The 13,130-nt window shown below is 42.9% G+C and carries 12 protein-coding genes; 2 read left to right on the forward strand and 10 right to left on the reverse strand.

Annotated features, from left to right (window positions below):
- Window positions 1–82 precede the first annotated feature (82 nt).
- Window positions 83–916, reverse strand: a complete 834-nt coding sequence (gene nadE / locus K0I62_RS12395) for an NAD(+) synthase (RefSeq protein WP_220068429.1) — start codon at window positions 914–916, stop codon at window positions 83–85.
- 440 nt (window positions 917–1,356) lie between these two features.
- On the opposite strand from nadE, the gene K0I62_RS12400 reads away from it, so the two are divergent.
- Complete coding sequence (locus K0I62_RS12400; RefSeq protein WP_220068430.1) at window positions 1,357–2,001, forward strand: LysE family translocator; 645 nt, start codon at window positions 1,357–1,359, stop codon at window positions 1,999–2,001.
- Here K0I62_RS12400 and K0I62_RS12405 read toward each other — a convergent pair.
- Window positions 1,985–2,917 (reverse strand): M14 family metallopeptidase, encoded by a 933-nt coding sequence (locus K0I62_RS12405; protein ID WP_220068431.1) that lies wholly within the window; start codon window positions 2,915–2,917, stop codon window positions 1,985–1,987. The genes K0I62_RS12400 and K0I62_RS12405 overlap by 17 nt on opposite strands.
- Window positions 2,918–3,414: 497 nt before the next feature.
- On the opposite strand from K0I62_RS12405, the gene K0I62_RS12410 reads away from it, so the two are divergent.
- Window positions 3,415–4,068 (forward strand): RluA family pseudouridine synthase, encoded by a 654-nt coding sequence (locus K0I62_RS12410; protein ID WP_220068432.1) that lies wholly within the window; start codon window positions 3,415–3,417, stop codon window positions 4,066–4,068.
- Between the two features lie 151 nt (window positions 4,069–4,219).
- Here K0I62_RS12410 and K0I62_RS12415 read toward each other — a convergent pair whose 3' ends face one another.
- The 8 genes from K0I62_RS12415 to K0I62_RS12450 form a co-directional block, all read right to left on the reverse strand.
- Entirely contained in the window at window positions 4,220–4,627 is a 408-nt protein-coding gene (locus K0I62_RS12415; RefSeq protein WP_220068433.1) for a hypothetical protein, read from the reverse strand.
- A gap of 281 nt (window positions 4,628–4,908) precedes the next feature.
- Window positions 4,909–6,132, reverse strand: a complete 1,224-nt coding sequence (sstT, locus tag K0I62_RS12420; RefSeq protein WP_220068434.1) for a serine/threonine transporter SstT — start codon at window positions 6,130–6,132, stop codon at window positions 4,909–4,911.
- A gap of 285 nt (window positions 6,133–6,417) precedes the next feature.
- The gene (locus K0I62_RS12425) at window positions 6,418–7,317 is read right to left on the reverse strand and encodes a chemotaxis protein CheV (protein WP_220068435.1); all 900 of its coding nucleotides are present in this window, start codon (window positions 7,315–7,317) and stop codon (window positions 6,418–6,420) included.
- A 95-nt stretch (window positions 7,318–7,412) separates the two neighbouring features.
- The gene (locus K0I62_RS12430; RefSeq protein ID WP_220068436.1) at window positions 7,413–8,933 is read right to left on the reverse strand and encodes a phospholipase D family protein; all 1,521 of its coding nucleotides are present in this window, start codon (window positions 8,931–8,933) and stop codon (window positions 7,413–7,415) included.
- A gap of 68 nt (window positions 8,934–9,001) precedes the next feature.
- Window positions 9,002–9,472, reverse strand: coding sequence for a phosphatase domain-containing protein (locus K0I62_RS12435; protein ID WP_220068437.1), 471 nt, complete (start codon window positions 9,470–9,472; stop codon window positions 9,002–9,004).
- A gap of 44 nt (window positions 9,473–9,516) precedes the next feature.
- Window positions 9,517–10,815 carry a DEAD/DEAH box helicase gene (locus tag K0I62_RS12440; protein ID WP_220068438.1) on the reverse strand — a complete coding sequence of 433 codons (1,299 nt, stop codon included), beginning with the start codon at window positions 10,813–10,815 and terminating at the stop codon, window positions 9,517–9,519.
- 78 nt (window positions 10,816–10,893) lie between these two features.
- A complete protein-coding gene (locus K0I62_RS12445) occupies window positions 10,894–11,466 on the reverse strand; it encodes a methylated-DNA--[protein]-cysteine S-methyltransferase (RefSeq protein WP_258404995.1) in 573 nt (190 codons plus the stop codon).
- Window positions 11,463–12,962 carry a DNA-3-methyladenine glycosylase 2 family protein gene (locus K0I62_RS12450; protein ID WP_220068439.1) on the reverse strand — a complete coding sequence of 500 codons (1,500 nt, stop codon included), beginning with the start codon at window positions 12,960–12,962 and terminating at the stop codon, window positions 11,463–11,465. Before K0I62_RS12450 ends, K0I62_RS12445 begins: the two co-directional genes overlap by 4 nt.
- Window positions 12,963–13,130: the final 168 nt, after the last annotated feature.

A 13,130-nucleotide genomic window follows, 5' to 3' on the forward strand; every position in this document is an offset into this window, starting at 1 on the left:
TATCGAAAGTGACTCAAGATCATCGCCTTGAATCAGCAGGTTTACAATATGCTGGATAGATCGCTTTGTTTACTGATAACAATTAATCATAGATAGTCGGTATTGGGTTGCGCTTATGCTTAGTCGCATTATAGATAGCGATTAAACGCGCTTCGACCTTAGCATCGACAGCTTTCCCTTCAAGAAAATCATCTATCTGATCGTAGGTTAGCCCCAAGGCTACTTCATCCTCAAGCTGAGGATTGTCACACTCTAAATCCGCTGTTGGCGCCTTATTGACCAAAATGCTTGGCGCACCTAGTGCCGCTGCCAGCTGACGAACTTGACGTTTACTGAGGCCAAACAAGGGGGCCAAATCACAAGCGCCATCGCCCCATTTAGTATAAAAACCTGTGATGTTCTCGGCACTATGGTCTGTACCGACGACTAGACCTCCGGTCAAACCTGCGATCTCGTACTGGGCAATCATTCTCATTCTAGCTTTTACATTGCCTTTAACAAACTCGACATTGCTATGAGGGTGAGAGATCACACCAGCGCTCTCTAATCCGGCTAAGGTCTGATGATGAATCCCGTCAACACCTTCACCTATATTCACGGTCACCAACTTACTCGGCTGGATGAACTGACAAGCCAACTGCGCTTCGTCCTCATCTTTTTGTACCTTAAACGGCAACCTTACCGCGATAAACTGATAACTTCCCTCAAACTCACCTTCAGAATTAAGCTCATTCACCGCCAATTGGCACAAACGGCCTGCTAAGGAGGAATCCACACCACCGCTGATACCAAGCACTAAACTGGTGGCTCGCGCTTCTTTGAGTTTTGCTTTAATAAAGGCAATACGTCTTTGCACCTCATAATCAACCTCAATAACCGATTGCACCTTCATCTCACGTATGATCTGTCCTTTCACAAGTCCGACTCCAATTATGTTATCTGTCAGCAGAAATTTAGCGGTTCCATTATGGGCTAATTAACAGCAGAATTCACGATCCAAACATCAACTTTGGAATGATTTGTACTATTTAGGTTGCAATTATTTATTCGTCATCACAAAAGCCCCTAGGCTAAACTCAGTATTAATTCCTCGAATCGGCACATTTTATTATCATCAGTTGAAATCATAGAATACTGGCACCCTCTCATCTTAAAAGCGATGGAGCTAAACCCAGCCTGTTTTAAGTCTTTTACATTCGAAAAGCATGTACACCTAGACTGCCATATTGGCGTCGCATCTTATGGTGCGCAACAATCCCTTCATAACGGAGATTAACTGCGCGATAATTTACAAGTCAATAGAGACTAACCAAGGCATGCTTACATCTGTATCCAATAACTTAAGAGCACCATTGAATGACATTAGAGTATCAACTGCTACTTTCACTCGCCGTGATCCATACCGTCGCGTTGGCAAGCCCAGGCCCAGATTTTGCGTTGGTGGTGAAACTGGCCACTCAAACCCAGCGCAAAACAGCATTAGCCGCTGCATTAGGCTTAGCGGTTGCGATCACCTTACACACCCTACTTAGCTTAACTGGGATCAGCCTCATCATAAAAAGTGCTGAGAATCTATATATCGCAGTGCAACTGATAGGTGCAGCTTATTTAGCTTGGATGGGATTAGGTGCGATACACGAAGCAGTTACTCACTGGCGAGACAAAAAACAACTAAAGATTATCACCACATCTCATCACAAGCTCACCGCGTTACAAGGCTTTATCCAAGGCTTGTCGACAAATCTGCTTAATCCTAAAGCGATGGTGTTTTTTATTACGCTGTTTTCAACATTAATCTCACCAACAGTAAACCTAGAAACGAAAGCAGCGATCACTCTACTGATGTTTTTACTGTCATTGAGCTGGTTCAGCTTAATCGCATTAGTATTATCTAAACCTGCAATTCAGCAAAAGATGCAACGAGCAACACCAATGATCAACTTAATCACTGGGTTGCTATTTGTCAGCGTCACCTTAGTGATTATTAACGGGCTGTTTTAGTTTTGTTCAATATATAGTTGAGTGCAGAAGTCACCGCTTCTACTTGAGCTAATATGCAGTTTTCAGCATCGGCTAACGGACTATCAGGATAGACTTCGGTAGTGGTATTAAAAGTTGCATTGCTAAAACCGGTACACAGCCCCAAAGATTTGGTCGGGTAATTGATCACCCCAAACTGAGTTACTGGGACACCAATAAGTCTTCCGTGTTCATCTGCGGGTGCGATATGAGTCACCTTAGCTACCGCATCAATAATCGCTTTTTGCATCTCAGCGCAAGGATTATCACTATCTCCTACGAGATAAAAACCATCAGGTATATTCCAGTTGGTATGTTCGACCGCATCTCTTGCCGCTAAGGCAGGGCGAAACTCACTATTATCGGTATCGGTTGTCTCATGCAGATCGATATGCGCCATAAGCTGCACATCTAAGCTCGCAACTAACGCCATTAACGCCGCAGACTCTTGCGCCGGACTGTCGTCGTAAAATGAGCGATTAGGGTCAATCGCCATTGGATTCCAACGATTGATAGTTTCATATCCCCAAGGACTCACACAAGGAGCGACGATAAGATTGAGCTTGTCACTATAAACCGACGCGGCCTTTTCTAAGAAACGAATCGCGCCTTGCACACCGCTGGTTTCATAACCATGGACGCCACCAGTGATTAACACTGTGGGTAATGCCGTGTTCCAACTACGATTTTTAACGGCATACAAGGGATAACGCCCTTCTTCATAATCTAACACACCATATTCTGTGACATTGAATATGTCGCGAAGCGCATCAATTTTGACCACCACCTCAGCCTGATAAGAGCGCTTGATGACTTGAGCGAGACGCCATTTAGCTTTCTCATCATCGCCCCACTTTTGGCCGGGTTTGCCAATAGAATAAACTGACGCAGTTGTCATAATGACTCCTAAACTGTTCGAATACGATGCTCACAATCAAATGAGCAAGAATAAAATATTGAATTAACCGATAACTAATACAGGTAACAAATACAGATAACTAATACAGGTAATTGATACTGGAAAATAATGCCAGTAGCTGTATCCGATAAAATCATTCACCTAAATAATGCGATCGCCAACAACGCAGTAGTATAACGGTTATAGAATGGCTTGATATGCTGCACCACATCTATTTTTTACTAACTGCAACAAGCGGCCGCAAATACACAGCTTACCCATGGCTACACTTCTAAATATCTGTTAACTCACCAACGTCATAACTATATTAAAACCAGATGATGCCCTAGAGGTAAAGAATAAGTAAATAAAACTACCAGGTGAGTTCATTCATCGCTAGCCGCGCACAACGACTTAACACGATTTAGCTATTTAACAACGAATAGAGCATGTGCATCGAGGTCAATATTTGATACGATCGCGACGAAGGAGAATACATGAAAATTTTTACATATCAGCCCCCCTCGATCCCTTGGCTCGACATTCGCTATCAAGACAGAGACATCATAGTAATTAACAAGCCTTCTGGGTTGCTGTCCAATCCGGGACGAGCTGAGAACACCTTCGACTCCGCTATCAACAGGCTGTTACAACGCTACCCCGAGGCTATTTTAGTCCACAGACTCGATTGTTCGACCTCAGGGATTATGGTTTTTGCATTAAATAAAAAAGCAGAATCAAATATCAAGACTCAATTTCAAAATCGAGTTACCGAGAAATACTATGTCGCGTTAGTACAAGGAATTATTACTGACGATAGTGGAAAAATTGATCTCGCGATGAAAGCCGATATCAGCCAACCACCCCTGCAGTTAATTGCCGATGATGGAAAGAGTGCAACGACCTATTTTGAGGTGCTTGAACGCAGAGCAACAGCAACCTTAGTTAAACTAAAACCGATAACAGGAAGAACTCACCAACTGCGCCTGCACATGAAGGCCATAGGCCACACTATATTAGGGGATGATTTTTACGGAGATGAAAATATCATAGCAGCATCGAATCGCTTATGTTTACATGCTGAACATCTAAAAATAAATCACCCATTTAGCCATAAAATAGTTGAATTTTATAGCAAGCATCCCTTCTAGTACTAGAGCTGCTTAGCACTTCGTCGACAAAAGCAGATTTACATAATAGATTAGCCATGACGACAGAGAACTTGTCTAAAGTTATGGCTAAAATAAATAGCTCACTTATTCAGTAAGACAATTTAACTCACTAAAACGTTACATCACGCACTCATGCCGCTGCACGTTTGGCTGTATAAAAACATTCAGCACTATTGCAGAAATGAAGACTATTATCTTCACACAGCAGGAAATACTCACCAAATAGATTGCCACCCAAATCTTCTAGTTTTAGGCCATTTTCAACAACAGTCCCCTGCATTTCATCTAAACTATGGCACCCATCGGTATACCAAGTTTCTAAAAACAGTTTCTCACCTTGACGGTAAAGCGTAATTTTATCACCTAAAGATGGACGTTCATCTATCCACTGACCAATAATTTCCCGTGTATCCATGTCTCGCTCCTGCCAACTTAGGCGTTTACGCTTTTCGACGACTGACATTTCTATCACTTGAAGCAATGACTGCGAACCATTTGCGATGGCCTTATCTAACATTACTCGAAGCTTTGTTTCCATATTTATCTACCCTCCACCGACCACAAATGTTGCACCATTGTAAATAAAACAAACCCTAAACCAATCAATTACAAATAGTTTTTTTACTCTACATGCGAAATTGTATCGCACAAGCGAAATAAAAACGCGATCTAAATCACTTTTAATGCATTGGTTTAGTGATCTTTAATACAATTAACCTACCACACACTTCTCAAACATTAACGAATTACTTATAACCTCGACTTGCACTCATAAAAAAAGGAGCCAAAGGCTCCTTTTTTTATGAGTGCAATATCACATTAACTGTTTTCAGCTCTTTCTGCTGCTTCACAGGCCGATGCAGTAAACAGAACGTCAGTTGAACTATTTAATGCAGTTTCCGCTGAGTCTTGTATAACCCCAATGATAAAACCAACAGCGACAACCTGCATGGCATCCTCATGACTGATCCCAAATAAGCTACAGGCCAACGGGATCAACAAGAGCGAACCACCAGCGACACCGGAGGCTCCACATGCTGATACCGCAGCAACCACACTGAGTAAAATTGCAGTTAATATATCAACCTGAACACCGAGCGTATGGGCCGCAGCTAGAGTGAGCACGGTAATCGTGATCGCTGCGCCGCCCATATTGATGGTTGCACCTAGCGGAATAGAAACTGAGTATGTGTCTTCATGCAATTTAAGTTTTTCACACAACGCCATATTAACTGGAATATTAGCTGCACTCGAACGAGTAAAGAATGCAGTCACACCACTTTCTCGTAAACAAGTAAAGACTAACGGATAAGGATTACGTCGAATTTTAAACCAAACAATCAATGGATTAACAACTAAAGCAATAATCAACATCGTTCCTAACAGCACTGCAAGCAGATGGGCATAACCAGCAATAGCTTCAAAGCCAGTTTCTGCAAACGTATTAGCCACTAAACCAAATATACCAATGGGTGCCAAACGAATAACAAAACGCACCATTTGTGATACACCATGGCTTATATCTGCAAATACGTTTTTTGTGGTCTCGCTTCCTTGATGAAGCACAATACCTAAACCCACACCCCATGCTAAAATACCGATGTAATTCCCCGTCATTAGTGCATGTACGGGATTATCGACAATCTTAAACAGTAATGTATTGATAACTTCAGCAATCCCTTCTGGTGGTGCAGCACCTTCTGCAGCCGAGACCAAAGCCAATGTTGTCGGAAACATAAAACTCATAGTGACAGCCGTTATTGCCGCAGCGAAAGTGCCAAATAAATATAATAAAACGATGGGACGCATATTAGTTTTCGCGTTCTTCTTTTGATTAGCAATCGATGCAGCAACCAAAATAAACACTAAAATAGGCGCTATCGCCTTAAGGGCACCAACAAAAAGATCCCCAAGAAATGCAACACTTTTAGCTGACGATGGAAAAAATGTCGCAAGTAATATCCCAGCTATAATCCCCAAGATAATTTGCAGCACAAGACTGCCATCTGCCAATTTGGCAAATAAAGAACGGCTTTGATTCATTGATTGACCTATAATTGTTATTGTTAAAATTTACCCTTTAACGTCACACATTTTTCTGAGTTAAATTATTATCTCACCATCTCTGGCGCTGCTTTTATTATGAGCAAGCATAACGTCACATGATTTGGCAATTAACTGGTCACTACAAATATTGTCATGTTACCAGTGCTCCAAGGTTAAACTTCCTTCATCTTGAAGTTTTATAGAAACACAAGGGCCTTGTCTAGCGATCTGGTCAATTTAGCATGTGATATTACTCATTAGCATCATAACCATAACAAGACGCTAATGTTTAAGCTGCTTATGACTTTCCGCGCCTCTCAACATTGCTTCGATCAATTCATGGGCATCGAATTTAGTTAACGCCTCATTAGCTCCTACTTGGTGAGCCTGACTAACACTTATCTCACTAGAAAGTGAGGTATGTAAAATGATATAGGCATTAGCAAGTGAAGGCGTATTTTTCACTTCAAATGCTAACTCATAACCATCGAGGCCAGGCATCTCAATGTCACTAACAAGCAGATCAACCGGTCTTCCCTCTTTATAGGCATGTTCCATGATTGATAGTGCTTCACGGCCATCGGAGGTCACTAAGTAAGGAATATTGATACTATCTAACGCATCAGAGAGTTGTTTTCGAGCAACCAATGAATCATCAACCAACAATATATTCAGCGGTTTTAAGATCTCACGTTGCACATCAGTCAAAATCGCACGAGTGGTTTCAGGACTAGCAGGAAAGACCTTTGACAGCAATAACTCAACATCGAGTAGTTGCACTAGTTTATCATCGACTCTAGTCACGCCAGTTAAGTAGGCATTCTTGCCCAAATTATTGGGGGGTGATTCAATATCTCGCCAATTACACTCGATAATTTTATCAATTGAACGAACTAAAAATCCCATCACCATTCGCTGACAATCGGTAATAATAATATAAGCATTCGCTCTTTCTTCTTGCGTGATAGGTGCGTATCCAACAGCTGCTGCCATATCGATAATAGGTATAGTGTGACCGCGAACGGTCGCCGCCCCAATGATAGTATGATGTGACTTAGGGATAGCACTTAATGTCGTATAGGGCACAAGCTCTCTTATTTTTAGTGTCCCCAACGCAAATAATTGACTCTGTGATAGTCTAAACAACAATAATCCCTGAGATTGACTTGCCTTACTTTTCATAATCTTACCAACATTAATTTAGGCCTCGTCTTATAAGATTAACCCTAGCACATCAGTCCAATATTGACGATGTTCAACCTAGGATAATTTACCAACTACAACTGAGACTCAATGGGAAATAGGCCAATAAAATCTGCCATGAATTTCCGCCAAAAACTCGCTTGAGGCTCTGCATAATAGGTCTTTGACTGATACCGATCAAACCAAATAAGCTCACCATCTTCTATAGCTAGTCGATAGCTGTTATCCAGCAATATCAGTTCTATATCAGTTAACATGGATGAGGCAAATGCTGGGTTATCGAAAATTAGGCCAAGTTCCGTATTAATCCACGCCGAACGCGGATCAAAATTAAACGAGCCGACAAACACCGCTTGCGAATCTAACACAAATGTTTTTGCATGAAGACTCGACCTAGAACTCCCCTTCCAAGCCGATGGACGATTATTAACATCCACCTTCATTTCATAGATAGTGACCCCATTTTCAACTAGTTGTCGGCGGTATTTCTGATAACCTGCATGAACAGCCAACACATCGGTCGCAGCGAGACTGTTGGTGACAACAGTTACTTTCACCCCAGACTGAACAGCCGAAATCAATGCCTCTGTTCCTTTTTGAGTTGGTACAAAATAGGGGGAAACTAACAGCACCTGCTGTTTAGCTTGAGAAAGAAAGTGAGTAAGATCTGACATTAGCCAATGCTGACGGTCTTCCGATGTCGCTTTCTCTGGGGGGTCATATACCACCTCTGCATCGCCCCAAAACCATTCAACATGCGATTTGTGGATCTCGCTTAACAAAGCACTAGACTCTAAACGATGAAGATATTCATCATCTTTGAAGTTTGCTTTTTGCTGCGCAATGTTTATTTCTGCATTAGCTAACCTCGATGGTGTTATCGGCTCGACTAAACTCTCAATCTCATAAACCATCGACGCATTCCAATAAAGATCAAACTGATCTGATACCTTATCGACTGCAGCACCTATGGTAAGCAGATCGAAGTCACCGAAATCAACATCTTCATTTTTAGAGAAATACTCATCTCCTATATTCCGTCCACCGACGATAGTTATTAGGTTATCCACGGTAAGAGACTTATTGTGCATCCGGCGGTTTAGCCTAGAAAAACCAGTCAACATCTCTAAACCACGAAAAGCCCTGTCATATGACGGGTTAAATAAGCGGATCTCAATATTTGGATGGCTAGCTAATACTATTAATCCCTCATCGAGATTTTTAGTCGTTAAATCATCGAGCAGCATCCTAACTCGCACACCTCTATCGGCGGCATCAATGAGCTCCCACAGTAAAATCCTACCTGTTTCGTCGTTATGATAGATGTAATATTGCAGGTCAATACTTCGGCTAGCCGCTTTTACGACAGCCAAGCGAGCTATAAAAGCATCGACACCCGTTCCTAACGGCAACACGCCCGTTTTATTAGGATGCTGGACTAAAGAAGGTTGTAGATATTGATAAAGAGAGGTGTCAGTGGGAGGAGTAACTTTATAACTCGGTACTTTGCTTGAAACAGGAACCGTAGATGAGCATCCCGCTATGGTGAGAAAACAAAAAACAACCATCATAGTTGGCAAGAACTTGTTAAACATTAGCCGCTGATAACCTCATGTTAATCTAGGGTGATTAATAGCCTATGGACTAACATAGGCTATACAATTCAATCTTGTAAAGCGTATAACACGTCAAACGCGAACTGATCCCATCCTTCTGCACTAAATGCAATATCGCGAATCGCCCGAACCTGGCTCACCGCATGCAGTGGCGCGGCTCCATTGCTCATCAAATAATAAGCCATTAATAAACCCGTTCTATCTTTACCTGAGCGGCAATGTACCATCACAGCGATATCGTCCGCTTCACACTGCTTAATGAATTCAAGTGCTTTGGGTAACTGCTCTGCACATATCTCAACGTCGCCTTCCTGAGGAGGAACATTGCTCGAAAATGGAATACAGGCATAACGAATACCATGATTAGCGAATGCTTGCGGCTCACACATATCCCCACGATTAACAGACAATACCGCACCGATCCCGCCTTGCTTTAATTCGGCAATATCCCAACTTTCCTTGTTGGGGCCACATCGCCCTGCCACTCGTCCTTCTACCAACCAAAAAAGGTGCTGCATAACCCTTCCTTCTAATACTAATTTAACAGAGAAAACGAATGAAACTATGACTTATTGCCCCATAGTTGTTCATTGATCTTAGGTAACTTCTTGCGTTTTTTCTTTCCCGAACCTTCAGGTTTAGCCATAGGTTTTTCCATCCGAGACAGGCAGTCTTCAGGCGCCTCGTCATCAGCTTCGAATCCAGGATACTGCTCTCGCTCCAAGCGAAACTTGTTCTTCTTCTCAATGACACTAAAGTGGTGATAATCTTCATGACTGATCAAAGATATTGCCTCACCAGCGGCACCAGCTCGACCACTTCGCCCTATTCGATGCATGTGATCTGCCGGGCTTCGTGGTAGTTCATAGTTGATTACAACAGGTAATTTGTCGATATCAATACCACGAGCAGCTATATCGGTTGCAATGAGCACCGTTATTTCACCGCGCTTAAACCCATCAAGTAGACGTGTTCTCGTCCCTTGGGCTTTATCACTGTGAAATACTTCTGCTGTGATCCCTTGTTTAGCTAATTTTTGAGCCACTCGATTACAGCTATTTTTGGCACTGGCAAAAACGAGTACTTGCTGCCAAGCATTTTGTTTAATCAACTCAGCAAGTAATGCCGTTTTACGCTCTCGATTAACGGTAAACACACGCTGAGTAATGGTTTGTTGCTCATCGTTTTGTAAGAGGATCTCAACAGGCTTATGTAATAACGCCGCTGTTAATTCACATACCTCTTCAGGAAACGTAGCGGAGAAGAGTAAGGTTTGTTTATTCCTAGGTAATAATCCCAAGATTTGATTAAGCTCTTCGGTAAAACCAAGATTAAGCATACGATCAGCTTCATCTAATACTAAGGTTTGTAGTTTACTGAGCTTTAACGCATTGCTTGAGAGCAAATCTAATAATCGTCCGGGTGTAGCCACTAGCACGTCGACCCCACCGCGAAGCGCTAACATCTGAGTATTAACCGAAACACCACCGTATACCGCCAACACCTTAGCCTTGGGCGTTAATGTTGCGCCATAACTAACAAAACTATCAGCGACTTGCTGCGCTAACTCTCGCGTTGGCACTAACACTAATGCGCTAACATAATTACCACCGCTAGCACGTTGGCCAGCTAACTTTTGTAATAAGGGTAAAGCAAATGCTGCCGTTTTGCCCGATCCCGTATTGGCTCCTGCAAGTAGATCACCACCGGCTAACACCACTGGAATGGCTTGTTGCTGAACAGGTGTTGGCTGAGTATATCCAAGCTGGACAAGACGAGATTGTAATGCCTCGCTGAGGTTAAGCTGACTAAAATCGTTCTGACTTATAGTGCTAGTGGTGGAAAGGTTTTCTGAGGTCATAACTAAAACAGGATGCCAAAATTTTATATAGCCCAATATTGTACTAGAAAAGCGTTCCAAAAGCTTACTATTTACCAGTTAGGCCTGCTCAGCTTCTAACATAAGTAAACGCTGTTTTATTTCAAGTCCATAGGCGTAACCAGTTAAGGTACCGCTCTTACCTACGACTCGATGACAGGGAATAATAATCGCTATTTGGTTAGCCCCATTGGCACTACCTACCGCCCTCACTGCTTTTGGGTTATCAATCAAATTCGCAATATCACTATAGCTACAAGATTTACCATACGGCAGGCCTAACAGGGCTTTCCAAACCTGATGCTGAAACGCGGTACCGACAGGAGCCAAGGGCACAGTGAAATGAGTAAGTTGACCTAAGAGGTATTGCTCTATCTCTATCTTGGCTTGCTGTAAGTGCGTTTGAGCTAACTGCTTATCCGCATCGACTGCATCAATTAAGGGGATATTTCTTGATACCCAGCTGTCAGCTTTAGTCGGCTTAAAGAGTAAATGAGAAAGACCAAATCGATTCGCAGCGATGACAATATTGCCAATGTCTGTCGTTAAGGTTTGTTCTACTATAGGCATAACGTGAGCATCGCCATCGGTTTTCGACATTGCACGATAGTTGTTGATACAGGCTAAGCTCATTGTTGACTCCATAATTGAAACGTTAAATAACTCCCCCAAGGTGAAATTTGAGTGTAAATATGTTCACATTGGGCTAAGTAATATTGTTGTTTTTCATTTTTAGTGGCGCTTTCATCCGGATACTTAGCATTTACAGCTGCAGACAAATTCGCAAGTAGCTGGTTTTTAACAACCAGATCACTTGCTAAGAAGATATTGGGCAAACTCAACCCCCTTAGGCGCACATAATCTACAGTCCACGGACCGATCCCCTTAATTGACAACCAATCATCAACTGATGCATGGGGATGATGACTGATAAACAAGGCGAGCGCCCTTAATGCGTTCTTCCTTGCGCCGGGCATATTGAGACAATCAAGCGATGCCAAAGCGATTGATTCTGCGGTCGGAAATAATCTTACCTGACGCGCCTCAATCATCACGATCTCACCATAATGCTCAACTAATGCCTGCAATAATGTAACCGACTGCGCCACGCTAACCTGTTGACCTAGCACCGCCCTGCACGCCGCCTCAAATAATGACCACACCCCGGGGATGCGAATACCACCGTCAATTTCAGGCAGATAGTCATTAAGATCTGCGAGCCTACTCTCAACTTCATTCAGATCGGCATCTAAATCAAGCATCCGACGAATATTGGTCACAACCGCATGAAGATGAGTAAGAGCACTTGCAGAACTCATCACAATCTTGACGTTAAAACTACAAGAATCTTCACAATGAGTTGCTTCAAAGTATCCTGTAACCCCATTTAATTGAAAGCTGCGACCATAGTGATCTTCACCAATCCACTCCATCCCATTAACAGCCCGACGTCGGTAAAACTCACATTGATGCCGCCAATTAAAAGGGGGACGATAAAATAGCCGCAAATTAAGACTCGTCGAATCAGCGGGTAATGTCTCTGATGAATGATGACTTTTACGTATGGCGCTTGGTGTAAGTTGTAACTGTTGCAGAAATACCTCATTGAAACGCCGAACGCTGTTAAAACCTGCAGCAAAAGCCACATCCGTAATGGGCATCGCAGTTTGGTGCAGTAGCTGCTTAGCAAACATTAGCTGCTGATACAACGCATATTGTTTCGGTGATGCGCCGATATGTTGATGAAACAATGCACGTAGATAGCGACTGCTGATCCCTAACTTATCGGCAAGCGCTGCAATTGATATCGCCTCAGGGCCAGACAAGATGCCGTTATTAATTAATGTAACCGCGCGATTCATGGTGGTTTGAGTTCCTATCCAAGGATTGGATTGAGGCGCGCTATCAGGACGGCAGCGCAAACAAGGCCTCAATCCTTCATTTGCGGCAGCCAAAGCGGAATCGAAGTACCGCACATTGGCCTCTTTCGCTGCCACCGCAGGACAAATGGGTCTGCAATAGATCCCGGTAGATAAAACCCCGACAAAAAAAAGACCATCGAAACGCGGGTCTCGCGATAACCGAGCGCGGCGAAAACTCTCTGTGGTGGATCGATTGTCGCAATTCATTAAGGGTTGAGGCTCCAAGGTATGATCTGTCAACTAGCACCAACTCTAATCCAAGCGGCCAAATGATACTAGCGGAAAACGGAACTCAACCAGAGACTGGCATCACTATCAAATTATCATGGCATGATTACACCAATCAGTATCAGAAAGTGATCTACTTCGCGTGTT

Origin of the sequence: Shewanella psychrotolerans (assembly GCF_019457595.1) — a bacterium.
Classification (GTDB): domain Bacteria; phylum Pseudomonadota; class Gammaproteobacteria; order Enterobacterales; family Shewanellaceae; genus Shewanella; species Shewanella psychrotolerans.

What these genes read in the sequence shown, in the direction of transcription:
- K0I62_RS12400 (WP_220068430.1), top strand. Translation starts at nt 1,357, where the DNA reads ATGACATTAGAGTATCAACTGCTACTTTCACTCGCCGTGATCCATACC.
- K0I62_RS12405 (WP_220068431.1), bottom strand. Translation starts at nt 2,917, where the DNA reads ATGACAACTGCGTCAGTTTATTCTATTGGCAAACCCGGCCAAAAGTGG.
- K0I62_RS12410 (WP_220068432.1), top strand. Translation starts at nt 3,415, where the DNA reads ATGAAAATTTTTACATATCAGCCCCCCTCGATCCCTTGGCTCGACATT.
- K0I62_RS12415 (WP_220068433.1), bottom strand. Translation starts at nt 4,627, where the DNA reads ATGGAAACAAAGCTTCGAGTAATGTTAGATAAGGCCATCGCAAATGGT.
- sstT (WP_220068434.1), bottom strand. Translation starts at nt 6,132, where the DNA reads ATGAATCAAAGCCGTTCTTTATTTGCCAAATTGGCAGATGGCAGTCTT.
- K0I62_RS12425 (WP_220068435.1), bottom strand. Translation starts at nt 7,317, where the DNA reads ATGAAAAGTAAGGCAAGTCAATCTCAGGGATTATTGTTGTTTAGACTA.
- K0I62_RS12430 (WP_220068436.1), bottom strand. Translation starts at nt 8,933, where the DNA reads ATGTTTAACAAGTTCTTGCCAACTATGATGGTTGTTTTTTGTTTTCTC.
- K0I62_RS12435 (WP_220068437.1), bottom strand. Translation starts at nt 9,472, where the DNA reads ATGCAGCACCTTTTTTGGTTGGTAGAAGGACGAGTGGCAGGGCGATGT.
- K0I62_RS12440 (WP_220068438.1), bottom strand. Translation starts at nt 10,815, where the DNA reads ATGACCTCAGAAAACCTTTCCACCACTAGCACTATAAGTCAGAACGAT.
- K0I62_RS12445 (WP_258404995.1), bottom strand. Translation starts at nt 11,466, where the DNA reads ATGAGCTTAGCCTGTATCAACAACTATCGTGCAATGTCGAAAACCGAT.
- K0I62_RS12450 (WP_220068439.1), bottom strand. Translation starts at nt 12,962, where the DNA reads ATGAATTGCGACAATCGATCCACCACAGAGAGTTTTCGCCGCGCTCGG.